Raw genomic sequence first — 25,913 nt, 5'->3', positions numbered from 1 at the left:
TCTCATCTAACCTTTCCGGAAAACGAATTCTGCCCTTGGCACTAAAGGGGCTAAGCGGCAAGTATAAAACTCACCGCTTAAGCACTGGATGTTTACTTCATGACATACTTTTCGGGCCACTCCAGCCACCATTTGTACTTTTCGATGGTCTCTGTACCATAACCGAAGATATCGTCAATGGATTTGAGGAAGGTTGAAGCCGTTTCCCCTTTGCTGCCGACCCAGACCCCTGCCTTATGGAACCAGGAATCTTCCTTGGAATTCCATGGGCAGACTTTCATACAGGTGCCGCAGGAGGACCCTTCCTCATTGGTTGTCCGGAACTCCGTGCATTTCCTGAAATCGCTGTTCCAGCGCAGATAGCCGTTATACTCAATCGGATCTTCATCAAAGGAAATCGCTTCGTTGGGGCAATTATCGGCACATTTTTTGCAAACCCGGCAAAAATCCAGCAGCCCAAAATCAAGGGGCTGATCAGGGGCGAGAGGCAGATCCGTCGTGACGGCAGCCACTTTATGGCGGAATCCCAAGCGGGGATGGATGGCACTGTCTCCGGTACGTGACAATTCTCCCAGACCTGCCGCCATGATGCAGACGGGCATGATGGCTTCGTAGTTTTTGGCATGATGGGCTCTGGCATTATAGCCGAGAGTTCTGATATATTTGGCCAGAATGACGGCAATGCAGCCGCTGGTAAAGTAACTTTTCATGGACATCGCTCCGCTGATACCGTCGTATCCCGTGGATGCCCACATCGTCTCGATGCCCTGGTCGATCATCACCACGATCACATTAGGATAAATCTTGGTGACCGGGGTAACACATTCTTCTACGGGTTTGGTCATAAGGCCCACCGTATCGGCAACATGATGAGTGTAATAGCCGTATTCCGGCATCTTGCCGATCCCTACTTCATCCGCCCGTAAGAAGTAGCAGCAGTCTCTGATATGCTGAGACATTTGCTCCGGATCCGGAATAGGAGTCTTCGTCGCCTCGGGAGCACCATCTACCACATCCTCCGGAGCGATAAGGTTGCGCGCCCAGCTGATGGAGCCGCCAAAAGGATCTTTAGCGATAAACTGAAAGAAACCTTTTTGAGGCTCGGGACCGTACAGACCTCTGACCGCCTGCATAAAGCCGGCATCCGCTTCAGATGTCATTTTTACCTTGGTCAAAATTTTGGTAGTACCCAGCCACTGATCGTTATTCTCCACAAAGCGGACTTTTGCTCCTGCAAAGTCATGGACCGGGCGAAGTTTGGAGCGTATTTTACCGGAGCCCGGGACATAATTCAAGGTTTCAGCAGCATTGGCCACCTTGGCCGGAGCCTTGATCGCTCCGATGACTCCCATGGTCGTCGCTGCAGCCCCAACTTTCAGAAAGCTTCTGCGGCTCATGCCGCTCTGCTGTCTTTTTTGATTGTTTTCCATTCTTTTCTCCCCTTAAGCTTCCACTGTGTTTCTACTCTCTGTTTTTTTCAGGTTAATAAAACCTAAGAGACGGGCTAAGATAAAACCCAGTACCACGGATATCCCTAAAAACACAAATACGGCGGTACTTGTGGCCTTAACATGGCCGGCCTTGGCATTGAGATAGATATAAGAAATCCCCATCCAGGTAATACCGTACCAAAGGACAAATAAAGCCCAATTAAGCACGGTTTTCCACAGTTCGGCCTTTTGGGCCCGCGGTTTAATAAAGAGAATAGCTGCCAGGAATAATACTCCCGCTATAAAAACTAAAAATGTACCCATAACTTTTTCACCTCCCTTTAGCAAGATAATAAAAAAGTAGTATGGGTATATTGTAATAAGGATCACATACGCAAGTATTAATGTGTATTAACTTTACCTGAATTTCTCAACCTTTCCTTCCGTAGTCAGCATAATGGACACAATGCCCAGAGCATTGCGCAGAGCCGTCATGGCGACCTTGGCCGGATCGACGATTCCCGCCGCGGCCCAATCCACGAACTTTCCGGACAGAGCGTCATAGCCCAGTTCATTGCCCAGGGTCTTCGTCATCTCCACGATCTTTTTGCCATTGCCCCCTGAATTGCTCACAATCTGCTGCAAAGGAGCTTCCAGAGCCTTTTGGACCAGCTTGATTCCCGCCTTTTCATAGTCCGTGGCTGACTGAACTTGCTCTAAAGCCTGAGCCGCCCTGATCAAGACCGTGCCCCCTCCGGGCACAATACCGCTTTCAACCGCTGCTTTGGCGGCGTGCACAGCATCAACCACCCGGTCCTTAAGCTCCTTCAGGGCGATTTGGGTAGCGGCACCGACGCGAATCACCGCAATTCCTCCGGCCAGAGCGGAGATGCGCTGCTGTAGTTGGGCTCCCTCTTCAGGATTAGTGGTTTGCTTGAGGATAACTTTCAATTGCCTTACTTGTTCCTGAATGCTTTCAGGTGTTCCTGCTCCGCCTAAAACAGTGGTCTTATGACGGGTCACGATAGCTTTCCGGGATGTACCCAGCATGGGCTTTTCGATTGTTGCCAGGATCATGCCCAAGGATTTGGCAACCACCGTTCCACCGGTGACGATGGCCAGATCTTCCATAATATCCTGACGATAGTCCCCCTGGCCTGGCGTCTTAATGACGACCACCTTTTCCCGGTTGGCTTTATTATGTGCGATCAGCATTCCCAAAACATCCCGGGTCATGTTCCCGGCAATTATTAAAAGGGGGCGCTTCTCCCAGGCACACCAATTCAAGATCCGTTTTACTTCAGAGATCTCCTGCAGGATATGATCGGTGATTAAAATATAGGGGTTTTCCAGCTGTCCAGTCATTTCCTCACTCTCATCCAGGAAATAAGCGGACATATACCCGCTGTTCAGTTCCAAGCCCTCGGTCACTTCAACATAAGTATGGCGTTCGATGGATTCTTCCACGGTAATCGTGCCATCCGGTCCCACCCTGGCCATGGCCCGAGCGATCAGCTCTCCAACCGGAACGCTCTTCGCGGATATGGCAGCTACCTGACCGACCCCTACGGGGGCAGTCACCGGAATACTCAGTCTCTGGATTTCGGCTATGGCATAGTCGGCGGCTTTTTCGAGTCCTTTTTTGAACTGCATCGGATCCAAACCGGCTTCCACAAGGGAAAGTCCTTCCTTAGCCAGGGCCTGGGCCAGAACAATAGAGGTCGTGGTCCCATCCCCTACCAAATCATTGGTCCGGGCGGCTGCTTCCTTACAAAGCTTAGCTCCCAGATTTTCCTGAGAGTCCGGCAGATTGATGGAATTGGCAACGGTTACCCCATCCCTGGTGATCAGGGGATACCCCCATCTCCGTTCAATGACAATGTTTTTCCCCCAGGGTCCGAGGGTTAGCTTGACCATATCCGCAACCTGATCCACACCGGACACCAATGCTCTGCGTACACTCATTGCCTTATCTCCACAACAATGCCGTCTTTCACAATGATCTCTGCTTTAACTGCCCTATTTAAGTCATCACCGACTTGCAAATCATAAGGCCCTTCAACAGAACCCATGACCACTTCCTCCCCGACGGCCAGTTCTTCCAGAGCATCCATATTCATTCTGAGTTGATCCCGCCGGATGTGAAAATCAGCAGCTTCGGCATCGAATTTTTGGCGGATCCTGTCCAACTGAGCTCCCTCCGCTCCTTTCAGGGAAAACTCCGTCAGGTTTTTTTTCTTGTTCTCTTCAAACTCCAGCTGCTCATTGTTCAAAGCCACTAACTGTTCCCGCAATTCCCGCCGGCTGGTTTCTTTACCCTGTTCAGTGACAATTTGTTTTAAAATGATCTCCCGGAAAATGGTGATGCTCGACAATTTCAATTCCTCCTGTATCTGTCCATGATAGGTTCCCTTAAATTCTAATACATAAAAAGAAGCTGATTTTTAGAGTGCACTAACTTGGAGATATTTTTTGAAGCAGGCTCCTAGTAATACGATGTTTGTTCAGAGAGATGCTTAAGCTCTCCAAGGTTGTAAACGATGATTTTATTCTTTTTCTTATCTAAAATATTTTCCCTTTTCAGACAGGCCAGAACTCTGGATACTGTGACATGATGAACACCGGTAATCTCCCCAATACTCTTCTGGGACAGAGGCATTGTAATTTCATAAGTATCGCCAACCCGCTTTCCCTGAGAGGAACAGAGCTCGTAAAATAACCTCAAGATTCTGATCGTCGGGTTATAGGTATTCATCTCTGCAACCTGTCGCGCATAATAAGCCACTTTGGTAAGGTAGTTTTTAAAGATTTCAAATATCATATCTTCATCGGTGCGAAAAACAGTTCTAAGGCTCTTTTCAGAAAACCAGCATGTCCTTGTCGGTTCCATAGCTGTGGCATAAATGTTATTCCCCGTAGGATATAATTTTCCGATCAGGGAATTGCCGCCGGCATAATAGAGAAGCTTTTCACTTCCATCTTCAAAAATGATATCTAATTTGATCTTTCCTTCCACCAAAAAAATCATACTGGTGATTTCTTCACCAGGCATGATGACGGCACTGCCTTTGGCAAAATCCCTGATCAGCCCCATCTGTGTATAATTGCGCAGTTTTTCTATGGGGAAAAAATTATCCGGAATAATTGCTCCACAAAAATCCTTGCCCAAACCTTCAACAGACACTTTTAGCCATCCCCTTTTCTATCTCTAAAATCAAATGCTTTTATTTTGCAGACAGTAACTTCACGTTTCACTTTGTGATATTGACTATACCGTTAAACTTATTGCACATTAACATTTCGGAGCATAAAGACTGCTATAATCTCAGTTAGAACGCCAGACAAACTCTTATCTTGTGAAAGGATGAACTTTGCCATGCACAAATTTCTCATGGGTCCCTATAAGGAACTGAACCTCAAACCACTCCCTGAATTTACTGAAGATGATTTGAACCGGGCTGTTATTGAATCCACCTTAAAACTATTAAATGAATGGTCTAAAAAGAATAAGCCCGCCGAGTTCGGGGATGAGGTGATCATAACCCTTAATCCCGTGTGTGACGGCATCTTTGTACCTGAGCTGGCCAACTCAAACTTTAAATATACGGTAGGAGATCCCTCTATGCTGGAACAATTTAAACAAGTCATTCACTGCAAAGCGGGAGATCCTTTTAAAATGGACATCCTCTTTCCTGAAAGCGCCCCTTTGCAGCGGATCAGGGGTAAAACCGTGACCTTTGACGCCGAGGTTTTAGAGGTCATCAATCATAGCCGGCAACTGGAATTTTCCGACGAAATTGCCAAACAGATTGACCCTAGGGTCTCCGGTATGGAAGAGCTTAAGAACAATCTGCGCAGTATTATCACCGCGAACTGGAGCCAGGTCATTGCTGAAAATAAGCTGGAGCTGATTTTCGAAACAATCCTCGCCCAATCTGAGTACGAATTTGATGAAGAAGAATTTCAAAAAGCCTATGCAGATACCCTGGCGGAGACCCGTCAGCGTATGATATCCTCAGAAAATCTAACCATGATGTCCTCCCTTCTGTCTGAGGATGATGAGTATTTTTATGAAGATTGCCGGCTCCTTACTCAGAAAACCATCTTACGCCAATTAGTTTTAGATGAAATCGCCCGTCTGGAAGCTATCGGCGTCACCCCTGACGAGATTCAGGAAGAGAAAAAACGTCATACCCCATTCCCTGACGAAGAAGCTATCGGCCAACATCTCATCGAGAAAAAAGTCGCCAGACTGCTTTTGGAATGGAATTATAAAAATGGCCAGACTCCCGGCTCGTTTAGTATACACTAAATAAATTCTCCGATTCTTAATCCGTACTAACAAATGCATCTTTTCCTGGGCTCCCGGAATTCATTTGTTCTCGGCGCAGCATGGCGGTTTGGTCAGTGTTTTATGAAGGAACAGCCCAGTCCTTGATGCTGTCATACCAATCCTGGCCGGTGTTGTAGAGCATATCGTCAAAGGATGCACCCTTGGCCATCATAATATCCCGGCAGGCGGCGGCCATGATGTGACCCTCCAGTCCCCTCTGCCCGCCTTGGGCAAAGAGGTCAAAGCAATACTCCAGGGTATAGCTGCCATAGTAGACCAGAGTGCGGTACTCAAGGGGATGAGCATCTATATAGGCTCCGGGATTGGACATATGAGCCGGGGAGGAACAGATGGTCTCGATCAGTCCGGCGATCTCGCCGCCAACATCCACCTGGCCGTGGGCTATGGCCTGCTCATAACAGGCCATGGCGTGAGCCTGGATATATTTTTGCGTGTCCAGAGCGCCTCCGGCGATCTTCTCCGGAAACTTTTCACGGATGGAAGGCCCATAACCGGCGCCGTTCTGAGGCGTCCAGTATTCCATCAGCCTGTAGGTATTCTTGTCTTCTACTTCAAAAGTAAGGGCAACCGGCATGTGGCTGCCTCCCGTTTCAGAGAGTCCACCTCCACGGTATCCAAACTCCATATAAAGGGCCATAGCATATACCGTGACCGTGCCGATGCCTGTCACCGACTCCCCAGTCTCAGTAGCCAAAGTAGTGTGGGCTTGAGCGGAAAAATCTCCTCCTGTATACTCACTCCTATTATGCTGGAGAATCGCAGCGGAGACAGCCTTTTCCAGAGGGTCCTGCTCCTTCGCCATAGGCTCCGCCTCTGTGGTGCCGGCAGCCCTATCATCCTGGGGCTTCACCTGGCCGGCCTGCCCATTGGCATCAGGCTCAACCACCTTATCCAAATGAAACAGCCAGCGGACGCGGGGATTTCCGGGATGATCATAACCGTGAGCCAAGAGGACATGGCCGTTTTTTTGCTCCATCACCAGGATAAGGGTCTGGTTTTCATCCTTAAGATCCGCCCGGTAGATGGTTTTCACTTTGTCCAGATTTTCGTGGGCTTTGTTGTTGAGCGGATCAAAGAGTCCGTACTGCTCCTGACGGCTGAGGGGGTATTCATAGAGACTGCCCAGCATGACCCAGTCCTGATCGGAAATCTCCCTGCGAAACAGCACGTAGTCGGAAGAAATGTTGTACTCAGGGGCGGTGTCCCTTGTGTAACCAAAAGAATACTGAGGGGCACTGTAGAGAATCTCATCCACACGGTAGACAGCAGCGGTGAAGTTCTCCCCGGCTTTGGGATTGGCCATCATCCCCATACCCAGAATGAACACAGCCAAAAAAGCGAACAGCAGGACCCGGAAGCCAGGCTTTTTATAGTTGAGCACATTCATAATCCTCCCTCTGGTATCTCCTTCACCAAAAGCCAGGGGGGTGCCGCCCACAATAGGTCTGCCCGTGGCCAGGGAAAGGAGGGATGAGGAATAGTCCTTTTTCACCTCATGACCCAGCTTCCTGATCACTGCCTCGTCGCAGGACATTTCCATATCTCTGCCGGAAAGGAAAAAAGCCGCCCACACCAGGGGATTGAACCAATGGATGCAAAGCACAAAAAAGCTCAGGATCTTGACCACATGATCAAACCGGCGGATATGGGTCTGCTCATGGAGCAGGATATACTCCTTCTCTGCGCCGGAAAGGGAGGCAGGCAAGTAAATCCGGGGACGAAGCACCCCCATGACAAAGGGGGTATCCAGGCCGGCACAGAGGTAGATGTTCTCCTTATCATGGACGGCGTCCTTCAGCCGCCTTTTTAAACTCAGCAGTGAAAAAACGCTGTAGAGCAAAAGAACGGCAATACCCATTATCCACAGCAAGGATCCCAAAAAGACCCAGATCTGCAAAGGATTAACGCTGGCATAAGGCGTCGCTCCGGGCAGGGACGAGCTGACGACCCGATCCACCGCAGTGATCCCTGTCTGAATCTGAGGTACGGCGGCATAAACAATGCGGTGCGGAATCGGTTCAGGGTTCACCGGCAGCAGACTTAAGGCACTCTCGAAAGAAAAAGGGCAAACCAGGCGAAACAGCACCACGCTCCAAAGGGCGTAGGAAAAAACCTTCGGTGCCCTTCTGAGCAGGAACCGCATGAGCACTACACACAGGATGACAGCGCTTCCAGTAATACTCATATTAAGTACCTTTAAGAATAGTTCCTCCTGCATGGTTATTCCTCCTTATGCTGGTCAATGAGCTGCTGCAGCTCATTAATTTCTTTGGCGCTTAACTTGTTTCTACGGGTGAATGCCGCAAAAAACCGGGGCAGAGAACCGCCGAAGGTTTCACTCAAAAACTGCTCTCCCTGTGCCGCTGTGAAGTCCTCCCTGCTCATCAGAGCTATGACCCGGCCTTTTTGATTTTCAAATATCCCCCGGTCGCAGAGCCGCTTGAGCATGGTATAGGTGGTGGACTTCTTCCAGCTCAGTTCCTTTTCGCACAGCTTGACAAGCTCCCCGGAGGGAATCGGGGCATGATGCCAAATCAGGTCGGCAAATTTTTGCTCCATTTCCCCAAGTTTATATTGTTCCATAGACTGATCCTCCTTTGCCAACGGTCGAATATCATTAGACTAGGCAAAGTCTAACACGATTAGACCTTCAAGTCAATGTGTTATCTATGGGGTTAACTGACTTGACGTACGATCATAAAACAAAAACCCCAACCATGCTTGGTTGAGGCAACCATTCTTCAAAGTACAGGTTTTGGCTGAACTATTCTATAGAGCGAGATTATATCCAGTATAGGCAATAGGTATTATATGTACAGATTGGTTTTCTTTTATAATTAAGAAAAGCACAAGGTTTTATCTATCGAAAAGCCTATTTCAGACTAGTTGGAGGATAAAAAATAATGAAAAATGGTTATGTACTCATTGTATTAGCAGCTTTAGGCTTTGCGGCCTTACCCATATTCATAAAATATGGGTATAATGTAGGTTTAACTACAGAGGTCATGTTGTTTTTGCGGTTTTTAATCGCCAGTGTCCTACTGAGTTTTATAATGCTCGTAAACAAAAAAGGACTCCATATGAATAAATCTGATCTGCCTAAACTAGTCGTTCAAGGGTTAGTGTTTTTTGGAAGTTCCTATTGCTATACACTGGCTATAAAGCATATGTCTGCCTCAGTTACAAATATATTGCTTTATACATACCCATTAATGGTTGTGCTTATGGCCACCATGATTTTTAAAGAAAAAGTATCGCTGGTTAAGGCGTTAACGTTACTCCTTTCGTTTTTAGGTTGCTTAATGGTTATAGATGTCATACATACATCTACGCATCAAATCAGTATGTTAGGTATTTTATATGGTATCGGATCAGCGATATTTTATGCAATATATAATATAAACGGGCAGTATCTTTCTAAAACCCTGGAACCGGTGACTATTTCAACCTATACATCGGTTGTTTGCTTATTTGCTACAATGGTAATTTATCCACCGGTTAATATATTCGCGGGTCATTCATTCCAGGCTATGTGGATAGTTGGTCTTGGAACAGCTATATTAAGTACAATCATACCTCTTTTTTGCTATCAAAAAGGGGTATCTCTATTAGGAGCAAGCCAAGCTTCAATTTTAAGCAACATCGAACCCGTCATAGCAACAGTCTTGGCTTTTTTAATTTTAGGAGAAACACTATCAGTCATACAATTATCCGGTGCATTTCTTATTATTTTGGGAGGATTGCTGCTTAAATTAGATAAGGGTAAACAACCAGGCACTCTGAACAGCTAAGTGTAAATTTCGCATTGTTTACTTATCTCCATAGCCGTCTTAGCCGCGGCATGGTCCGCTAAAAAACAGATAGTTCGGTATACAAAATAATTGAACTGATGATAAAACCCCAAACATATATATTCTTCATAAGCTTAACCCAATTTAACTCACAATGGTGGTCCTTGTATTTAGCAAGGGAGTAAAATATGCCAATGAAGCTCGCAACGAATAAACATAGTACAAAGAGCACTGACATAAAATATACATAAACCGCTCCCTGGCCATCCTTGAAGGCCTGAAAAACTTTAAATACAATAACCCCTAAGCAGATGATCACTCCCCAGGCATAACCGTTCAAAGGTTTATATTTTTCTATACACGTATCTGCAGGGATATCAGTCTCTACGGTATAAAAGCCGGCGGGCAGTGATTCAGCCTCTGTTTCATAATTCAGCAGTGAGTCGCAAAAATCACACTTGCCGACAGAATGGGCGACTAAATTCTTGGCCCCGCAACCGGGGCATTCAATTGCTTTCGGTTCTCTAGTCAGGTTTTGTCTGGTCCGTCCTTGATATTCCGGCCTTTCCTTTCCATAATAGTTGATATGCTTCCTGCGTGTTTCTATCCATGCCATACTCAATATAAAACACATAAGAATCAAAAATATAAGTAGGCCTATATCATCCTCTTTCACTCTGCACCCCCCGCTTTTCTAAACCTACACCAGCATAGATAAATACCTTCATTAAAATAATCTTATCAGGCTTCCTGCCATTGTAAAGCAGAAAAAAAATCCCCAAACCACACTGGTTTGAGGATTTTTGTACTTCGCGATTAACGCTTGGAGAATTGGGGAGCTTTACGGGCTTTCTTCAAGCCGTATTTACGACGCTCTTTCATACGTGGGTCACGGGTGAGGAACCCTGCACGCTTGAGAGCTGGACGCAAGCTGGGATCTGCTTTCAGAAGTGCACGGGCAATTCCGAGGCGGAGAGCTCCGGCCTGTCCTGTAGTACCGCCGCCATGAGCGAGAGCAACTACATCATATTTGCCAGCAGTATCGGTTACCCCGAACGGTTGTTGAACGATCATTTCCAGAGTTTTCTTGCCGAAGTACTCAGCAAGCTCTCTCTTGTTGATTGTAACTTTTCCTTCTCCAGGAATTAAACGTACACGAGCCACCGCGTTTTTACGGCGTCCGGTACCTTGGTATTGTAATTGTGCAGCCATGTTTTACTTCCTCCTTCCCGTTTATTGAATGGTCCAAACTTCGGGTTGTTGCGCTTGATGCGGATGATTTTCGTCACGATATACTTTCAGCTTCGTATACATCTGGGCACCCAGCTTGTTATGAGGAAGCATTCCTTTTACGGCATGCTCAACAGCTCTTTCAGGCATGTTTTGCATCAGCTTTCTGTAAGGGGTTTCTTTCAAACCACCAGGATAGCCGGAGTGACGGCGATACATTTTTTGATCCAATTTATTACCGGTCAAAACAACTTTTTCTGCATTAATGATGATCACATGATCTCCTGTGTCAACATTAGGAGTAAAAGTTGGTTTATGTTTACCTCTAAGGATGCGAGCAGCTTCAGTAGCTAAACGACCCAAAGGAAGGCCTGCAGCGTCAATGACATACCATTTACGCTCCACCGCATTCGCTTTCGCAAAGAACGTGGACATAAGTTTCCCTCCATCAATTATCCGTATTTCAGTCCGATCTGCTTCGTGGGGCTCAGGCACTGGCAGTTATGCAGCTTTATGGGGCTCAGGCATAAATAACAGCATAAAGACTCATATTGGTATTTTATAAAACGTGTCAGTAAATGTCAAGAAGATCAAAAGAAATAGATGAAATAAATGCAAGTTCTCTTACTCATCTTCATCCTTTCCTTTCTTAATATCGAAAAGTTTGACTATTGTATTCTCTTTTTCATCACTCATGAAATCATCTTCCCCCTGCTCCAGGGCTTCCTGAAGCAAATCAATCGCATCGGCGACTTTAGCCGCCAATTGAAAATACATCTTCATATAGTCGGGCATGGTAAAGCACTCCTTTGCACCATCAGTGTTATACCACAATAATAACCAGAAAAAAGGCGTTTTGTTAGTGATATTTAACTAATAAGGCGAAAGAAGTTGTAATGGAGCGGATTATTGAATTTTTTTGCATACGCTAAAAAATTGCTTGTGAATTTCTGATACACTATAGACAAGTATCGACAGTACTGAACTGTACCTTATGGAGGGTAAATATCCGATGCATAAACTGATCAAGTTGGGACCATACAAAGGGCTGGTTCTTCCCTCCCCTGTACTCTTTACGGAAGATGATCTGGAGCTGGGGGTCAGCGAAGCGGTGAAGAAAATGGCTAACCAATGGGGGAAGGTTCACCTACCCGCCGCTTACGGAGATGAAGTCGTCATCAACCTACGTGCCGAATCCGATAGGCTGTTCGTTCCTGAGCTATCCAAAGCCAATTATACTTTCACCCTGGGGGATCCTTCGATCTACAAAGAATTCGATCAGCTGATTGGTCTCAAAGCCGGCGATGATTGGCAGCTGGTGCTTGAGCTTCCTTCCGGTTTTCCCGTGGAACGACTGCGGGGCAAAATCGTCACGTTTTATATCATCCTTTTGGAAGTTATTCGCAAGCGCCCGCTGGAGCTTACCGATGAAATCGCCTGTCAGATCGATCCCAAAGCCGGCAGTCTGGAGCAACTGAAAAGCAGGTTGAAAGAAGTTATCTCCGAAAACTGGCTGCAGTCTATTGCCGAAGCAAGGATGAAGGCGATTCTAAACGCTATTTTCTCCACATCTGTCTGTGAATTGGATCAGCAAGAGCTTAAAGAGGTCTCTGACCGGATTTTTGCCGAAAAGCAAAAACAACTCTTCACCTCAGACAATCCACAGATGCTGGAGGCATTGCTCTCGGGAGATAACCGCTCCCTGCACCGGGAAAGCCTGCTCCTTGCCGAAGAGATCATCGTGGAAGATCTTATTCTTAAGGAAATTGCCCGGATCGAAAAAATTCAGGTTGAACCCAGTGAATTCCGGGAAGCCAGGGAAAAGTTTCTGGAATCCGCGGGGAACGAACAGAGCTTTCGTTTGATCTTTCCCACAGACGATGCTCTTCAACAGCATTTATTGCAGGAAAAAGTACTGGACTGTCTCTGGGAGTGGAACAACGAAACGGGCTTGCCTGACACTTCATTTTGAACCGGCGGAATTTTGAGCCAACGACTATCCTCCCGATATGCCAAAAGCAAGATGATCACGCTTATATCCTGATACGCAGCGTGATCATCTTGCTTTTGGCGAGTCTTCCTATTTTTTTAAGATAACAGTGCAACAAGATTTTTCAATCTATCGACCTGGTGACAACGGCCTTAAAAAAGCGTCAAAAACGTAATATAAGAGAAAATCATTTCCTGACTCATATCCCAGCTCATTCCCATAGCCGGATCTTTTTCAGCCAGCTCAGGATGCTCTTTGACTATCTCACTCCAAGGAATCAACAATTGTTGTTTTTCCATGCCCATACCTCCCTTAAGGAATTTTAGTTTTAACCCTCTTTAAGCGGGCCGATTTTGTTTTTGCGATAAGCATTGGCAAAATTCCGGCAATGCTTATCCCGGCCCAGCAAGGCCTCTGTGGCTAGAAGCGCGGCGAGGAGATCCCTGTTCAATGGATCCAGGATAGCGGAGTCCATCCCGGCAAACATAGCCAGAGTCAGGAAGTTCTGATTGACTACTTTCCGCAAAGGCATCCCGAAGGAAATATTACTGAGGCCCGAAGTAACATTGATCATGGGATAATTGGCCTTGATCTGCCGTGTGGCCTCCGCAAATTTCAACAAAGCCCCATTATCTGCCGACAAAGCAATAACCAGTGGGTCAATATGAATTCTCTCTTGGGCGATATCATAGCTTTGGGCTTTTTCCACCAGAGCCTGAGCGATCTCAACCCGGCTCTGAACATCTTGGGGAATTCCTGAATTATCACAGGTCAGGGCAATGACCTGCCAGGATGTTCCCTGAATCAGCGGAAAAATCACCTCGCATTTATCGCCCTCCAGGGAAACAGAATTGATGAGCCCCGGTCTTTTGGCATAAAGGAGTACTTGCTGAATGGCTCTGGGATTAGGACTGTCAATGCATAATGGTGTATCGGTGGCTTCCTGAACGATATCCATCAGCCATTGAAGCGTTTCCACTTCCAGCTCCGGTGAAGTGCTGGCGCAAACATCGATATAATCTGCTCCGGCTTCGCTTTGCCTAAGGGCAAGATCACGGATAAGCTTTTCATCCTTTGCTTCGATAGCCTTTTTGACACTGGGAATCGTGCCATTGATTTTTTCACCGATAATGATCAAGATCGTTTACTCCTCTCAGCTGTAGATACCGTATTCCATAACAAATTTGTTTATAGCGATAATATTTTCGGCTTTGGCATCTTTAGGTGAGATGACTTCTTTATCCGTACCAAAAATATAGCCGCCGCCGGGAGCCAAAGCATCCACCAGCTCTTTAGCTTTAGCGATGCATTCTTCTTTTGTTCCATACTGCAGCAAGGTCGTAGGGAAAAGGCCGATCAGGCAAAGAGTATTGCCCAGTTTCTGCTTCAGTTCTTTCGGTTCACCATGTTCGAACCAGCCCATGGTTTTTTTTGCTGGCAGCTCCTGAAGATGATCGTAATAGCGTGACCAGTCCCCTTCATAGAAGGGGATCACATAGATATCATGGGCAGCAAAAAACTCCATAACCTTCTTGAAGGATGGCCAATAGTATTTATTAAAATCCTTTGTATTTAACATAGTAGGAAGATGTAAAGGCATCATCAGGACTTTGGGATTCGGCCTCGGCGGCGCCATATGAACCTGACCCATACCGAACCGCATGACCAGCGGCGTAAGTGCCTCAACAGCCTCAGCCAGTTCTTCCGGGCGGCGGCGGATGTCCATGAATACACCTTTAATACCCCGGAAAAAGTCGGCAATCCAATCCAGAGGATGAAGAATAACGCCGTCAAACAGCAAGGGCATTTTGCATTGCTGGGCAAGTGCAGCTTTGATAGCCCCCTTTTTGCCGCCATACATGCCGAATTGCATGGCACCTTTGGTCAAGGCTAAATCTCTGACCGGCGAATCCTGAGCCAGCTCCCTATATTTACGCGGCAGAATCTTGTCCACAAAAAAACGGAAGGGATCCCCGCTGAATTCGCGATACTCGTCTTCTTTCATAATATTGGCGGATTGGTCGGAATATTGGACGATATTGCTTTCGCTCAGATAATGAAACGCTTTGCTCCCCAGAGCCTGATAAACACTGCCCGGTCTGTTGAAGACCTGATGAGTCATATCCATCGGGATATCCCCGGCCACCTTCAGCATGGCCTTGCCGCATTTATCGGTGTCCCAGTTGGTCTCGGAATCGGTGTATCCTGCATAATAGGCGCTCCAGGTTCCATAAGTCCCCAATACCGGAACCCGGTCGGCCTGTTCCAGCCTTAAGGTTTTGAAAACACGCTCCACACGCTCCTGATAGAGGTTTCCGACTTCACTCATTTGATCAGCCCACCCATCTTTGACATATTTTTACGCCATCAGCGGCATTCGTGGAAAAATCATCGGCACCAACACGTTGGCATACGTTCTCATTGACAGGCACTCCACCGATAATGACCTTGAGATCGTTTCTAAGACCTTCAGCTTTTAAAGCATCAACGGTTTCTCTCATACTGTCCAGAGCCAAGGTCAGTACTCCGCTCAGACCGACGATTTCAGGATTAACCTCTTTCACCTTATCCACAATGATCTTTACTGGTACATCAATGCCCAGGTCAAAGACTTCAAACCCGCTGGCCTCGGCCATGGTTCTGAAAATATTTTTGCCGATATCATGAAGGTCTCCTTCCACAGTGGCCAGTACGATCTTAGCTCTCTTTTCCAAGGCATCTCCCGATAGAGCCGGTTTGAGCTTATCCATCGCCGCCTGCAAAATTTCTCCCGCGAAAATCAAATCCCCAATGAAATACTCGCCTGAATCAAAGCGTTCACCCACTTTAGTCATTCCTTGCTGAAAGGCTTTAATCAATTCTTGAGCAGCATCGGCATCCGCCTTGGCCATAACTTTGTCCACCACTTCGTTAATGGCCCCCTCATCCAAATCAGACATGGCTTGGGCCGAGGCATTTAAATCAATCACTTCAAGTCATCCTCCCTATATTTTTTATTAAGCTTGTGTATACAAGTATAGCAAGTTTCTTGACAAAGGAATTTAGTGCATGCTAAGGAGGAACTACTATTTTTTAAATATTTAAACCATTTGAACTATAAAGAAAACCAGGTCCAAGCCTGGTTTTAAAAACAGAAAACAATCCGATGCTCTGCTGTTCTGCTATTGACCGCGGATAACCACGCCTCCTGTGCCGATCACCAGAGTGGCAATGGAAACCGCACTTCTCAGCGCGGCACAGGTCACCTGGACCGGGTCGCTGATCCCACTCTCCAGCATGTCGACAAACCGGTTCTCAGCCGCATGATAGCCATGACCTTGAGGCAGTTCCTCAATGGTTTCCAACACGGCATCAGGATCGCCCCCAGCATTGATGACAATCCGGCGCAGCGGAGCTTCCAAAGCCTTGTAAAGAATGTGCAGCCCTGCTTCGCTCTCTTTTTCTTTGCACCCAAGCTTGGACAGTGACCGTCTTGCTTCCAGCAAAGCGGTTCCACCCCCCGGTACAATCCCTTCGCTGACGGCCACCCGTACGGAGTTCACCGCATCCTCCAGCCGGTCTTTTTGCTCCTGAAGCTCCAGCCGGGTAGGCGCTCCGGTGTAAACCACGGCTACACCGCCCTGCAGCCAGCCCAGCCGTTCCGCCAGCTTGCCCCTGCGCCACCCCGGCAACCGCCCCTCATATTCCCGGCGGACCTGGCTGCAGCGCAGGCTGATTTGCCGGGGGTCGCCCATTCCGCCGATGATTGTGGTGCTGTTATTGTCAGCCAGAATCTTCCCGGCCCGGCCCAAATGCTCTTCTGTCACTTCTTCCAAAATGATTCCGTTTTCTTCACCGATCACCGTACCGCCAGTCAGTATGGCAATGTCCTGCAGATATTCCTTGCGGCGTTCCCCGGAGCCCGGAGACTGAACGGCGACGGCGTTCATGGTTCCCTTTTGCTTATTGGCCAGCAGCAAGGCCAGCAAGTCTATGCCAATATCTTCGGCAATGAGCAGCAGTGGCTTCTCATATTTAACAGTCAGCTGCAGCACGGCAAAAATTTCATCGGCGGTGCTGAGCCGCCCATCCACAATCAGGATAAAAGCATCCGTCAGGGCTTCCGATTTCCGCTCCCAGGATTTTACGATTTTCGGGGTGAAGCAGCCTTTATTAAAGGAAATGCCGTGTTTAATTTCCAAATAGGGCTGCAGCCCTTTCCCTTCCTCAATGGTGATGATGCCCTGAAAACCAACCTTACCCACCGCCTCGGCCAGCAGTTTTCCAAGAGCCGGATCGCCGGAGGAAATGGCGCCCACCTGAGCTACCTGCTCAAGTTCTGTCACTTTGACAGCCTGCACCCGCACGGCCTCAACCACCGCTGCGGCTCCCCGCTCCAGACCCTTAATCAGGCAGACCGGATTAAGTCCGGCAGCGATCTGCTTCATCCCTTCTTCAATCATGGCCTGGGCCAAAACGACAGCAGTGGTCGTCCCGTCTCCGGCCAGATCATTGGTCTTCTCCGCAGCTTCCCGGATAATCTGACAGCCGAGATTATGAAACCGGTTCGGAACTGAGATGATTCCCGCGATGCTGGCCCCGTCATTGGTAATTTTCGGCCGTCCCACCAGCGGCTCCAGAACCACGTTCCTGCCCTTGGGGCCCAGGGTGATTCTGACACAGTCGGCAACGCTGTTTATTCCTTCGATAAGTGCCTGTCTGGCTTTCTCTCCGCATAAAGAAACCCTTTCCATGATGCATTCCTTCCTCTTCAGCTTATTGCCAGGGTCCAGTTTTCAAAGATGACAAGTCCGATCAATATAAGAGTCAAAACATAAGCAACTCCCGGCAAGATCGTTGACAGTTCAGCCTTCACCTTTCAACTCCACCTTTCCCGCTTTTTTCCGACCAGCAGCTCCGATAACTTCTTTGATTTTCCGTCCCAGCTGGGCGGCCTTATCCAGGAACGTACCCACAGGACAAAGGGCCACACACCAGAAACGGCGGTAAAGAAAGCTGGTCACCAAAATAATAAAGAGCAGATACCATTGATAGCTCGTGCCGTTCCAGCCAAACATCGTTCCAAAGGGCTCGAAGCTGGAGAAAGAGGGATTGGCGAATAAAAACGCCAGCAGCAGAGTCAGAAACAAAATGATTTCTTTGCCGGCGCGGAGCCAGCGGCCGTACTTGCCCAGAGGCAGATTCATTCTGCTCAGAAGATGGGTCCCTTCCTGAACGCCGCAGAAGGGACAGACGTAGGTGCAGTAGAGATTTTTCCCGCTGAACAGAGCCGGCAGCAAGGCCCCGGCCAAGATCAAGTACCAGATCAGGTTTTCCCGGGGTGACGGGAAGTATCCCATAAACAAGGCACTGATATGACCCATGGATAAAGAACGGTTAAGCCAGAAGCCCAGAACAACCACGCTCAGACCCAAAAAGAGCAAACGGTATTTCCTCAGTTTAGGAAAGCGGGGCATGAGAATGGACAGCACCACAAGAGCAGTTACCGCGATTTCCTTAATCCCAACCTGCCAGGGAATTTTAGCGTCTTGAGGTGTCTGGTTCAGTTCGGCCTTCACAATCGTATGGGCAGCTTCCTGTACCGATTTGGCGATAGCCCGGGTCGATAGGGTGGCCCCGGAAATCAGCTCAATATCATAGCCCCCTGTCAGGGCATCATTGCCTTTTTTTCCTTCATACTGGCGAAAGTACCCGGCTTTAGTGATCTTATTGATGTAGGCCGGCGTTTCCTTATGTTCGAGAATCTCCACCCCCTGCAATGAGCCCTCCTGATTCAGGATGGTTCCTACCATTATGGGCCCGCCATAACCAACATTGCTGCTGACACCAAGATAGGCCAGTACCGCCCCATCACTTCCCACTGCTTTGGCTGTTCTGTCATTAATAGCTTCATAGCTGGCTGCCTCCGGCATCAACTGCCGATAATAGTCCTGAACTAAAGCAGCATCCATCTGATTGGCAAAATGCCCGTAAAGATAAGCCGCTGCCAGGGCTGCAATCAAGATAAAAGGTAAAAATCGTTTCATCCTACAGACCTTCCTTCGTATTTTCCGAGAATATGCGATTATTTTCCGTCCATTTAAATCATCGTGCTGAAATCCGGCGCCTCAAAAATATAATGCATGGGCTCCTTCTCCAGCAGGGCTTCCGTTGTCAGCAGCAGCGAAGCAATGCCCACGGCTTTAGTAAGTGCGGTAAGGACTACTTTAACCGGATCGGTAATGCCCTCTTGCCAGAGATCGGTGAACCGGCCGGTCAGAGCATCATAGCCCCAGCCATATTCCTGCTGGCCTGCCATCCTGACAATTTTCGCGCCATTTCCCCCCCCATTCTCCGCGATCTGCTGCAGAGGAGCGGCTAAGGCCCGCTGCACCAGGCGTACCCCGGCCTCTTCATCCTGAGAAGCCAATTGAACCGTATCAAGGGTTTTGGCCGCCTGGAGCAAGCTTGTTCCCCCGCCCGGCACGACTCCGTTCTCCGCAGCCGCTCTGGCAGCTTTCAGAGCATCATTGAGCCGGTCTTTCTTTTCCCGCAAGGCCATTTGGGTATCGGCACCGATCTGAATAATGGCTGCACCGCCACTGAGCGCGGCAATTCGTTCCTGCAGCCTTTCTTTTTCCTCCCCGGCGGAGGTTTGAGCCTGCAAAACCATCAAGCGTTTGGTCTGCCGGACAATCCCGGCTTTATCACCGGCCCCGCCTACCACCAGAGTTTTATCACGGCTGACAACGACTCCGGCAGCCTGTCCAAGCATGCTTTTCGCCATAGTCTCCAGGGTGAGTCCTGTATGGGGGGCAATGACCCTTCCCCCTGTGACCACAGCAAGATCATCCAGATACCCCAGCCGGTCCATTCCGGTTCCGGGAGCCCGTACCGCCACGACCCTAGCCGTTCCGGAAGCACGATGATTGACAAGCATCCCTAAGGCATCTCCGGTAACATGGCCGGCAACGATCAACAGAGGCCGCTTCTCCCAGTCACATGCCCTGAGAATGGACTGAATCTGTTCCAGGTTCCTGATGATCTGATCCGTTGCTAAAATATAGGGATTCTCCATCCGAATCGTCGGTGGCTGGTCCTTGTCCACAAAATAAGGTGAGAGATAGCCGCACTTTAATTCCAGCCCCTCCCTGAATTCCAGATACGTCTGACGTCCTATGCTCTCACGCAGGGTGATATTGCCCAGGGGGCCTGCCTTTTCCATGGCTTGAGCAATGAGCGCACCTAAGGCCGAATCCTTCGCGGCAGTTGCCGCAGTTTGCTCAAGCCGCTCCATGGTTGCCGGATAGCTCTGCCGGGTAATCTCCGCACAAACCAGCCGGACCGCCCGCTCCATCCCTTGCCTCAGCCGGGCCGGCTCGACCCCCGCTTCAATCAGCTGCAGCCCCCCTTGCAGCATAGCCTGCAGCAAAACGATGGCAGTGGTTGTCCCGTCCCCCGTTAATTCATCGGTTTGCCTGGCCACCTCCTTACACAGGCGTGCTCCCATATTTTCCTTCCGGTCGGGAAGATGCACGTGTTTGGCCACCGTTGCTCCGTCTTTGGTGATCAGGGGATACCCCACCTTTTGTTCAATGACAATATTTTGCCCTTGGGGTCCCATAGTCCGCCGCACCAGTTCCGCCACCTGGGTGACACCCCGCACCAAGGCTTGTCTTGCTTCCGCATGATAGGTGATCCCGGGTTGAGCCTTCCCCTCCATCATCGGATCTCCACCACAATGTCGTCCTTGAGGATGATTTCCGCATGCATTGCCTGCGCCACAGGCTCCCCGACCCTCAGTTCATAAGGGCCTTCAATCGAATTAATGATAACCTCTTCCCCATCCTTCAGTTCATCTACAGCGATCATCTCCATCCGAATCTGATCACGCTGTGTCTGATATTGAGCCCGGGTCATCTCCCATTGTCTGCGGATTTGCTGAAGATGAGCCTCTTCCGCTCCCTTCAGGGAAAACTCGGTAAGGGTCCGGTTCTTATTCTCTTCCAGCTCAGCCAGTTCTTTCTCCAAAGCCGTCAGTTGTTCATTCAGTTGCTGCTGGGCTTTCGTTTTTGAACCTTCGGTCACAATCTGCTTCAAAGTAATCTCCCTAAAAATAGATATGGATTGCACTAAGTTCCCTCCTCAAACTTTCTTACCTTTATTTTAACGGTCTTCTCATCTTCATTTCTTTAGGCTATGCTAAAAAATTTTATCTTTTTCTATCCCTCCACCCGGATAAAGAAAACCCGGCTTCGCCGTGCCTTTTAATCACGCATCTAAAAAAGGCGAAGCCGCTGGTTGCCCTTATACTGGAGGAAAGTATGCAACGAAGTTATACTTTCTGAAAGTGTAAAAAAAGCCGCCGGCAAATCACTTTGTCGGCGGCCCAAGCTGATTGAGAATCAGCCCTTCTATGTTCTATCCAAATCATGATCTTAATATTCGATAATCTCATTGATCAAGCTTTTCAGCCTTTCCAGGTCGTAGACGACCATTTTATCTTTGCCTTTTTTGACAATTCCTTGTCTATCCAGCATCTGAAATAATTTGCAGACCGTGACATAGTGGGTGCCGGTGATTTCTCCGATGGTCTTCTGGGTCAGGCTGAAATTAATTTCATAGTGATCGCCCACCTGTTCTCCTTCATTGATACATAAATTATAGAGCAGGCGGAAGACCCTGCTGGAGGGCCGGTAGAAGTTGAGGTCCCGAGCCTGGCCCATAAAATAATAGACCTTGGTGAGAAGATTCTGCAGGATATCAAAAATGACTTTTTCATCTTCGCGGAAAATGGTCAGAATCTGTTCTACTTTAAAAAAGCTGACCGTGCTGTTTTTAACAGCATGAATCTGTATTTCGTGATACTCGCCGAGAAAGGTGGACAGCCCGATAGAACCTTCTCCTATATGAAAAAGAAACTTCTGATGTCCGTCATCCGCTCCCATACTTACGGCCAGGCAGCCCTGCTGTACATAGATAATCTCATCGAATTCCATTCCCTGAGCAAGAATAATAGTCCCCTTGGCATAAGTACGGGTGCGGGCAAGGTGCAAAAACTGTTCCAGCTTCTCAACACGATGGAACATCTCAGGAATGAGCGGATCTTGAATGATTCTCTTTACACCGTCATCCATTGCTTTTCCCTCCTTAAAATAGCGTGGACAATCATTAATTATCGGGAGTTTTGCATATGCTAAGGCCTCCGGATCAGGCTTATGGTAACATGAAGGTAGGATATCCGCAATTATCGAGAAAATACCGGATTAGGCAAGATCAAGGGCTCTCTTCAGGTAAGCCCGATAAGCGGTAAGAATCATTTCTTACCGCTTATTTTTATAAACCCGCAAAGTTTGAGACCGGCTATCTTATAAATGCTTGGGAAGGGTGTATCTTTCCGGCCATTCCAGCCACCATTTATATTTTTCAATGATTTCATCCCCATAGCCAAACATATCGTCAATCTGCTTAAGCAGCCGGGAGGAGGTTTCGCCTTTGCTGCCGATCCAAATGCCGGCTGAATGGAACCAGGACTCTTCCTTGGAATTCCAAGGACACACCTTCATACAACGTCCGCAGGAGGACCCTTCACTGTTGGTCAGACGGAATTCGGCGCATTTCTTCATGTCACTGTTCCAGCGCAGATAGCCATTGTATTCCACCATATCAGTATCATGAGTTATGGCTTCAGACGGGCAATTGTCCGCGCATTTCTTGCATACCCGGCAGAAATCCTGCAATCCAAAGTCAATGGGTTTATCGGGGAGAAGGGGTAAATCCGTGGTAACTGCGGCTACTTTGTGGCGGTAGCCCAGGCGCGGATGAACCGTGCAATCCCCGGTCCGGGACAATTCTCCCAGGCCCGCCGCTATGGTGACCGGGGGCATCGCAGCAGCATAGTTGGCAAAATGGTGCGCTCTGGCATTATAGCCCAGATTGCGGATATACTGGGCAAGAATGACGGAAATGACGGCTGTGGCATGATAGCCGCGCATGGACTGGGCGGAACTTATCCCATCATAGCCGGTAGATGCCAGCATAGTTTCCAGATGCTGGTCAACCATCACAACAATGACATAGGGAAGCTTCTCCGTTACCGGAGTGGAATGGGAAATATCGTCTCTGATCAGTTCTTCATGGGAAAAAGGCGCCTTGTGGGAATAGTAGGCATATTCCGGCATTTTGCCGATTCCTACTTCATCGGCCCGCAGAAAGTAAGCCGTATCCTTGATATTCTGGGACATCTGTTCCGGGTCAGGTATGGGCAGTTTCTCCTGGTTCGGGGTTCCTCCCACTATATTTTCTGCCGAAACGTAATTGGAGAAAATACCCAGCGCTCCATCGAAAGGATGCTTCATGACAAAATTATAATGGTACATGGCAACCTGTGCTTCAGAAGAAAGCTTGCCGCGCAAAGCCAGGTTAAAGCCCTGCTCCGCTTCATGGGTACGGTTTACTGTACCGACAATCTGGCTTGTCCCCAGCCACTGATCATTATTTTCCACAAAGCGCACACTGGCACCGCCATAATCCACTTTGGGATGAAGCTTCGAGCGGGCACCGTTAACTGAACCGGATGAACCTGTGCTTGCCACCGCCTCGGCGGCACTTACCGGCAGAGTTCTCATCGCCCCGACCATTCCAGCGGTCAGTGCCGAAGCAACTCCGGCTTTGAGAAATTTGCGACGGTTCATCTGAAATTTCTGTTCCTGCGGTTTGTTCTGACGATCCGATGATCTAAACATCTGTTTCACCTCTTTAAACTTCTAAACCGGTATTTTTTCTCTGTTCCCCGATAAAGCCCAGCAGCCGTGCCAAAACGACGGCGAGAACCACCGATAATCCCAGGAACAGAAAAATTGCCGTACTTGTCGCTTTGACATGGCCTACACTGGAGTTAATGTAAATAAAAGAGATTCCCATGCCGGTGATGGCAAACCAAAGAACGTACAGAGCCCAATTCAGGACGGTCTTCCAGTTCCGGTCCTGCTTGACCCGGGGTTTAATAAACATGATACCGGCTAAAAACACAATCCCGGACAAAAACACTAAAAAAGTCCCCATTTTTGTTCACCTCCTTAGAGAAAATATTAACATGCCGAAAACAGAAACTCATTTAGCATACATTAAGTCTTAGGAACTATTGCCTAAAGATTTTATCGATTCATCAAAATATCCCAACCTTAATTGAGTATTCTCCATAAATTAGGGGCCATTTTGTTAAAGAAAAACCATGAGCAGGATCTGCTCATGATTTTCCATCCAATTCTTTATCCCAATTTTTATTGTCCGGGCACTCTGATTTTGTAAAGCTCCGGCCATTCCAGCCACCATTTATAGCGGGTTACTTCCTCTGTACCGTAGCCGAACATATCGTCAATAGACTTCAGCAGTGAGGAAGCGGCTTCTCCTTTACTGCCGATCCAAATTCCTGCGTCGTGGAACCAGGAAGCTTCTTTGGAGTTCCACGGGCATACCTTGACACAGCGGCCGCAGTTGACCCCTTCTTCGTTGCCGGTCCGGAATTCGGCGCACTTCTTGGCATCGGTGTTCCAACGCAGGTAGCCGTTGAATGCCACCGGATCCTTATCCTGAGTGATGGCCTCTGCCGGACAATTCTCCGCACATTTCATGCACACCCGGCAGAAATCCAGCATACCGAAATCAATGGGTTTATCCGGAACCAAAGGCAAGTCCGTAGTCACAGCGGCCACCTTATTGCGAAAGCCCATCCGGGGATGAGCCACACAGTCACCGGTCCGGGTCAGTTCACCCATTCCGGCGGCAATCAGACAGGGCCCCATCACCGCTTCATAATTGCCGAAATGATGGGCCCTGGCCTGGTAACCCAGATTGCGGATATATTGAGCGATGACGACGGAAATATTGGCTGTAGCATGATAACTGCGGAAGGATTGTTCCAGGGAAATACCGTCATACCCTGTAGACGCCATATAGGTCTCCAGATGCTGTTCGACTGCCACACAAATTACATAAGGCAGGGACTCGGTAACGGGAACATTTTCGTAAGGGGTCTCCAAGGAGACGATCCCGGCAGCATATGCGCCCTCCGGTGGATTCATGACCGATTTGTAGTAACCATAAGGCGGCATTTTGCCGATACCCACTTCATCCGCTCTCAGATAATAAGCCAGATCCTTCATATGCTGGGACATTTGTTCCGGGTCCGGGATCGGCAATTTTTCAGGCTTAGGGGTGCCGCCGACGATTTCCGGCTTACTGATTTCCTGAGTGGGAAGCATCAAGGCATCCCCCAAGGGATAGCGGATGGCCTGGGAGACAAAGCCGTACTTAGATTTCTCGCCGAGAAGGCCGCGGATGGCCAGGGGAAATCCGCCGTCGTCTTCATTGGTCTTTTCAATGTTCCCGACGATTTGAGTCGTCCCCAGCCACTGGTCATTATGCTCGACAAAACGAACGGAAGCTCCGCCGTAATCCACTTTGGGCTTTAACTTGGACCACTGGCCTTTAGGCACCGGGGTATAGTGCATTTCATGAATATAGGAATTCCGGTAACCCAGATCGATCACCGCTTTGGCCGCTTTAGGCGGACCGACAATTGCCCCCATCACTCCCATGGCCGCAGCCACGGCTCCGGTTTTCAGAAAGCCCCGGCGGCTGATCCTGGGCTGCCGGTGGGCCGCCGGACCACGGGCATGGTTATCCTTGGAGTTGTGATTATATCCCTCATTTTGCTCGTCGCGATTTTTATCCAGAACTCCTGACATCGGTTCTCCTCCTTTAATTCAGCGGCTCGTATTTTTAAGTTTGTTGGGTTTCACCGGAGCTCTTCCCGGTCTTGATGTTAATCAGTCCCAGAATACGGGCCAGAATAATCGCCAGGACTATGGAAATACCGCCGAACAGAAAAATTGCGGTGCTGGTGGCTTTTACATGTCCTACACCGGCATTGAGATAGACAAAAGAAACACCGATGCAGGTCATAAAGAACCAAAAGCCATAAAGAGCCCAGATCAGGACGTTTTTCCATACTTTGTCCATCCTGACCTTCGGTTTAACAAAAAGAATTCCGGCTAAAAAGAGCATTCCGGCTACAAAAATCAAAAATGTACTCATCCCTTTCACCTCCGATCTTTTTGGTAATTTGCCTGCCTAGT

Annotated in this window: 27 protein-coding genes; 3 read left to right on the top strand and 24 right to left on the bottom strand. The window is 48.4% G+C overall.

The window, feature by feature from the left end; all coding sequences use genetic code 11:
• Nucleotides 1–92: 92 nt before the first annotated feature.
• The 5 genes from cprA to DHAF_RS03700 form a co-directional block, all read right to left on the bottom strand.
• A complete protein-coding gene (gene cprA, locus DHAF_RS03720) occupies nt 93–1,430 on the bottom strand; it encodes a 3-chloro-4-hydroxyphenylacetate reductive dehalogenase (protein WP_015942994.1) in 1,338 nt (445 codons plus the stop codon).
• A gap of 12 nt (nt 1,431–1,442) precedes the next feature.
• The gene (locus tag DHAF_RS03715; RefSeq protein ID WP_015942993.1) at nt 1,443–1,754 is read right to left on the bottom strand and encodes a hypothetical protein; all 312 of its coding nucleotides are present in this window, start codon (nt 1,752–1,754) and stop codon (nt 1,443–1,445) included.
• 93 nt (nt 1,755–1,847) lie between these two features.
• Complete coding sequence (locus DHAF_RS03710; RefSeq protein WP_015942992.1) at nt 1,848–3,395, bottom strand: Hsp60 family chaperonin; 1,548 nt, start codon at nt 3,393–3,395, stop codon at nt 1,848–1,850.
• A complete protein-coding gene (locus DHAF_RS03705) occupies nt 3,392–3,805 on the bottom strand; it encodes a YlqD family protein (protein ID WP_015942991.1) in 414 nt (137 codons plus the stop codon). Before DHAF_RS03705 ends, DHAF_RS03710 begins: the two co-directional genes overlap by 4 nt.
• Nucleotides 3,806–3,915: 110 nt before the next feature.
• The gene (locus tag DHAF_RS03700; protein ID WP_015942990.1) at nt 3,916–4,614 is read right to left on the bottom strand and encodes a Crp/Fnr family transcriptional regulator; all 699 of its coding nucleotides are present in this window, start codon (nt 4,612–4,614) and stop codon (nt 3,916–3,918) included.
• Between the two features lie 192 nt (nt 4,615–4,806).
• Here DHAF_RS03700 and DHAF_RS03695 point away from each other — a divergent pair, with 192 nt between their 5' ends.
• Complete coding sequence (locus DHAF_RS03695; RefSeq protein ID WP_015942989.1) at nt 4,807–5,742, top strand: trigger factor; 936 nt, start codon at nt 4,807–4,809, stop codon at nt 5,740–5,742.
• A 100-nt stretch (nt 5,743–5,842) separates the two neighbouring features.
• Here DHAF_RS03695 and DHAF_RS03690 read toward each other — a convergent pair whose 3' ends face one another.
• A complete protein-coding gene (locus DHAF_RS03690; RefSeq protein ID WP_015942988.1) occupies nt 5,843–8,002 on the bottom strand; it encodes a M56 family metallopeptidase in 2,160 nt (719 codons plus the stop codon).
• Nucleotides 8,003–8,004: 2 nt separating this feature from the next.
• Nucleotides 8,005–8,367: a BlaI/MecI/CopY family transcriptional regulator gene (locus tag DHAF_RS03685; protein ID WP_015942987.1), complete on the bottom strand. Its 363-nt coding sequence runs from the start codon at nt 8,365–8,367 to the stop codon at nt 8,005–8,007.
• Between the two features lie 320 nt (nt 8,368–8,687).
• Here DHAF_RS03685 and DHAF_RS03680 point away from each other — a divergent pair, with 320 nt between their 5' ends.
• Nucleotides 8,688–9,575, top strand: a complete 888-nt coding sequence (locus DHAF_RS03680; RefSeq protein ID WP_015942986.1) for a DMT family transporter — start codon at nt 8,688–8,690, stop codon at nt 9,573–9,575.
• A gap of 58 nt (nt 9,576–9,633) precedes the next feature.
• Here DHAF_RS03680 and DHAF_RS03675 read toward each other — a convergent pair whose 3' ends face one another.
• From DHAF_RS03675 to DHAF_RS26015, 4 genes are all read right to left on the bottom strand, one after another.
• Nucleotides 9,634–10,251, bottom strand: coding sequence for a hypothetical protein (locus tag DHAF_RS03675; RefSeq protein ID WP_015942985.1), 618 nt, complete (start codon nt 10,249–10,251; stop codon nt 9,634–9,636).
• A 140-nt stretch (nt 10,252–10,391) separates the two neighbouring features.
• A complete protein-coding gene (rpsI, locus tag DHAF_RS03670; RefSeq protein WP_005814701.1) occupies nt 10,392–10,787 on the bottom strand; it encodes a 30S ribosomal protein S9 in 396 nt (131 codons plus the stop codon).
• Nucleotides 10,788–10,808: 21 nt separating this feature from the next.
• Nucleotides 10,809–11,240, bottom strand: a complete 432-nt coding sequence (gene rplM, locus DHAF_RS03665) for a 50S ribosomal protein L13 (protein ID WP_015942984.1) — start codon at nt 11,238–11,240, stop codon at nt 10,809–10,811.
• A 189-nt stretch (nt 11,241–11,429) separates the two neighbouring features.
• On the bottom strand, nt 11,430–11,600 hold the full coding sequence (locus DHAF_RS26015) for a hypothetical protein (protein ID WP_005814704.1): 171 nt from the start codon (nt 11,598–11,600) through the stop codon (nt 11,430–11,432).
• 217 nt (nt 11,601–11,817) lie between these two features.
• Here DHAF_RS26015 and DHAF_RS03660 point away from each other — a divergent pair, with 217 nt between their 5' ends.
• Entirely contained in the window at nt 11,818–12,777 is a 960-nt protein-coding gene (locus DHAF_RS03660) for a trigger factor (protein WP_015942983.1), read from the top strand.
• Nucleotides 12,778–12,947: 170 nt separating this feature from the next.
• Here DHAF_RS03660 and DHAF_RS26010 read toward each other — a convergent pair whose 3' ends face one another.
• From DHAF_RS26010 to DHAF_RS03600, 13 genes are all read right to left on the bottom strand, one after another.
• Entirely contained in the window at nt 12,948–13,094 is a 147-nt protein-coding gene (locus tag DHAF_RS26010) for a hypothetical protein (RefSeq protein WP_015942982.1), read from the bottom strand.
• A 29-nt stretch (nt 13,095–13,123) separates the two neighbouring features.
• Nucleotides 13,124–13,933, bottom strand: coding sequence for a methyltetrahydrofolate cobalamin methyltransferase (locus DHAF_RS03655; RefSeq protein ID WP_015942981.1), 810 nt, complete (start codon nt 13,931–13,933; stop codon nt 13,124–13,126).
• A 15-nt stretch (nt 13,934–13,948) separates the two neighbouring features.
• Nucleotides 13,949–15,124 carry a uroporphyrinogen decarboxylase family protein gene (locus tag DHAF_RS03650; protein ID WP_015942980.1) on the bottom strand — a complete coding sequence of 392 codons (1,176 nt, stop codon included), beginning with the start codon at nt 15,122–15,124 and terminating at the stop codon, nt 13,949–13,951.
• Nucleotides 15,125–15,128: 4 nt separating this feature from the next.
• Nucleotides 15,129–15,764, bottom strand: a complete 636-nt coding sequence (locus DHAF_RS03645; RefSeq protein WP_015942979.1) for a cobalamin B12-binding domain-containing protein — start codon at nt 15,762–15,764, stop codon at nt 15,129–15,131.
• 192 nt (nt 15,765–15,956) lie between these two features.
• A complete protein-coding gene (locus DHAF_RS03640; RefSeq protein WP_015942978.1) occupies nt 15,957–17,528 on the bottom strand; it encodes an Hsp60 family chaperonin in 1,572 nt (523 codons plus the stop codon).
• Between the two features lie 111 nt (nt 17,529–17,639).
• A complete protein-coding gene (locus tag DHAF_RS03635) occupies nt 17,640–18,821 on the bottom strand; it encodes an FMN-binding protein (protein ID WP_015942976.1) in 1,182 nt (393 codons plus the stop codon).
• A 53-nt stretch (nt 18,822–18,874) separates the two neighbouring features.
• The gene (locus tag DHAF_RS03630) at nt 18,875–20,500 is read right to left on the bottom strand and encodes an Hsp60 family chaperonin (RefSeq protein WP_015942975.1); all 1,626 of its coding nucleotides are present in this window, start codon (nt 20,498–20,500) and stop codon (nt 18,875–18,877) included.
• The gene (locus DHAF_RS03625; protein WP_015942974.1) at nt 20,497–20,907 is read right to left on the bottom strand and encodes a YlqD family protein; all 411 of its coding nucleotides are present in this window, start codon (nt 20,905–20,907) and stop codon (nt 20,497–20,499) included. Before DHAF_RS03625 ends, DHAF_RS03630 begins: the two co-directional genes overlap by 4 nt.
• Nucleotides 20,908–21,212: 305 nt before the next feature.
• Nucleotides 21,213–21,911: a Crp/Fnr family transcriptional regulator gene (locus tag DHAF_RS03620; RefSeq protein WP_015942973.1), complete on the bottom strand. Its 699-nt coding sequence runs from the start codon at nt 21,909–21,911 to the stop codon at nt 21,213–21,215.
• 231 nt (nt 21,912–22,142) lie between these two features.
• Complete coding sequence (locus DHAF_RS03615) at nt 22,143–23,519, bottom strand: reductive dehalogenase (RefSeq protein WP_015942972.1); 1,377 nt, start codon at nt 23,517–23,519, stop codon at nt 22,143–22,145.
• A gap of 13 nt (nt 23,520–23,532) precedes the next feature.
• Nucleotides 23,533–23,838 (bottom strand): hypothetical protein, encoded by a 306-nt coding sequence (locus DHAF_RS03610; RefSeq protein ID WP_015942971.1) that lies wholly within the window; start codon nt 23,836–23,838, stop codon nt 23,533–23,535.
• A 218-nt stretch (nt 23,839–24,056) separates the two neighbouring features.
• A complete protein-coding gene (locus tag DHAF_RS03605; protein ID WP_015942970.1) occupies nt 24,057–25,523 on the bottom strand; it encodes a reductive dehalogenase in 1,467 nt (488 codons plus the stop codon).
• A gap of 34 nt (nt 25,524–25,557) precedes the next feature.
• On the bottom strand, nt 25,558–25,872 hold the full coding sequence (locus DHAF_RS03600; RefSeq protein ID WP_015942969.1) for a hypothetical protein: 315 nt from the start codon (nt 25,870–25,872) through the stop codon (nt 25,558–25,560).
• Nucleotides 25,873–25,913: the final 41 nt, after the last annotated feature.

The organism is Desulfitobacterium hafniense DCB-2, assembly GCF_000021925.1.
Lineage (GTDB): Bacteria > Bacillota > Desulfitobacteriia > Desulfitobacteriales > Desulfitobacteriaceae > Desulfitobacterium > Desulfitobacterium hafniense.
The sequence above is the reverse complement of the archived record's forward strand: the minus strand, read 5'-3'. Positions and strand labels throughout refer to the sequence as shown.

What these genes read in the sequence shown, in the direction of transcription:
- DHAF_RS03600 (WP_015942969.1), bottom strand. Translation starts at nt 25,872, where the DNA reads ATGAGTACATTTTTGATTTTTGTAGCCGGAATGCTCTTTTTAGCCGGA.
- DHAF_RS03680 (WP_015942986.1), top strand. Translation starts at nt 8,688, where the DNA reads ATGAAAAATGGTTATGTACTCATTGTATTAGCAGCTTTAGGCTTTGCG.
- DHAF_RS03715 (WP_015942993.1), bottom strand. Translation starts at nt 1,754, where the DNA reads ATGGGTACATTTTTAGTTTTTATAGCGGGAGTATTATTCCTGGCAGCT.
- DHAF_RS03635 (WP_015942976.1), bottom strand. Translation starts at nt 18,821, where the DNA reads ATGAAACGATTTTTACCTTTTATCTTGATTGCAGCCCTGGCAGCGGCT.
- DHAF_RS03710 (WP_015942992.1), bottom strand. Translation starts at nt 3,395, where the DNA reads ATGAGTGTACGCAGAGCATTGGTGTCCGGTGTGGATCAGGTTGCGGAT.
- DHAF_RS26010 (WP_015942982.1), bottom strand. Translation starts at nt 13,094, where the DNA reads ATGGAAAAACAACAATTGTTGATTCCTTGGAGTGAGATAGTCAAAGAG.
- rplM (WP_015942984.1), bottom strand. Translation starts at nt 11,240, where the DNA reads ATGTCCACGTTCTTTGCGAAAGCGAATGCGGTGGAGCGTAAATGGTAT.
- cprA (WP_015942994.1), bottom strand. Translation starts at nt 1,430, where the DNA reads ATGGAAAACAATCAAAAAAGACAGCAGAGCGGCATGAGCCGCAGAAGC.
- DHAF_RS03650 (WP_015942980.1), bottom strand. Translation starts at nt 15,124, where the DNA reads ATGAGTGAAGTCGGAAACCTCTATCAGGAGCGTGTGGAGCGTGTTTTC.
- DHAF_RS03615 (WP_015942972.1), bottom strand. Translation starts at nt 23,519, where the DNA reads ATGTTTAGATCATCGGATCGTCAGAACAAACCGCAGGAACAGAAATTT.
- DHAF_RS03630 (WP_015942975.1), bottom strand. Translation starts at nt 20,500, where the DNA reads ATGATGGAGGGGAAGGCTCAACCCGGGATCACCTATCATGCGGAAGCA.
- DHAF_RS03660 (WP_015942983.1), top strand. Translation starts at nt 11,818, where the DNA reads ATGCATAAACTGATCAAGTTGGGACCATACAAAGGGCTGGTTCTTCCC.
- rpsI (WP_005814701.1), bottom strand. Translation starts at nt 10,787, where the DNA reads ATGGCTGCACAATTACAATACCAAGGTACCGGACGCCGTAAAAACGCG.
- DHAF_RS03640 (WP_015942978.1), bottom strand. Translation starts at nt 17,528, where the DNA reads ATGGAAAGGGTTTCTTTATGCGGAGAGAAAGCCAGACAGGCACTTATC.
- DHAF_RS26015 (WP_005814704.1), bottom strand. Translation starts at nt 11,600, where the DNA reads ATGCCCGACTATATGAAGATGTATTTTCAATTGGCGGCTAAAGTCGCC.
- DHAF_RS03620 (WP_015942973.1), bottom strand. Translation starts at nt 21,911, where the DNA reads ATGGATGACGGTGTAAAGAGAATCATTCAAGATCCGCTCATTCCTGAG.
- DHAF_RS03690 (WP_015942988.1), bottom strand. Translation starts at nt 8,002, where the DNA reads ATGCAGGAGGAACTATTCTTAAAGGTACTTAATATGAGTATTACTGGA.
- DHAF_RS03685 (WP_015942987.1), bottom strand. Translation starts at nt 8,367, where the DNA reads ATGGAACAATATAAACTTGGGGAAATGGAGCAAAAATTTGCCGACCTG.
- DHAF_RS03605 (WP_015942970.1), bottom strand. Translation starts at nt 25,523, where the DNA reads ATGTCAGGAGTTCTGGATAAAAATCGCGACGAGCAAAATGAGGGATAT.
- DHAF_RS03610 (WP_015942971.1), bottom strand. Translation starts at nt 23,838, where the DNA reads ATGGGGACTTTTTTAGTGTTTTTGTCCGGGATTGTGTTTTTAGCCGGT.
- DHAF_RS03695 (WP_015942989.1), top strand. Translation starts at nt 4,807, where the DNA reads ATGCACAAATTTCTCATGGGTCCCTATAAGGAACTGAACCTCAAACCA.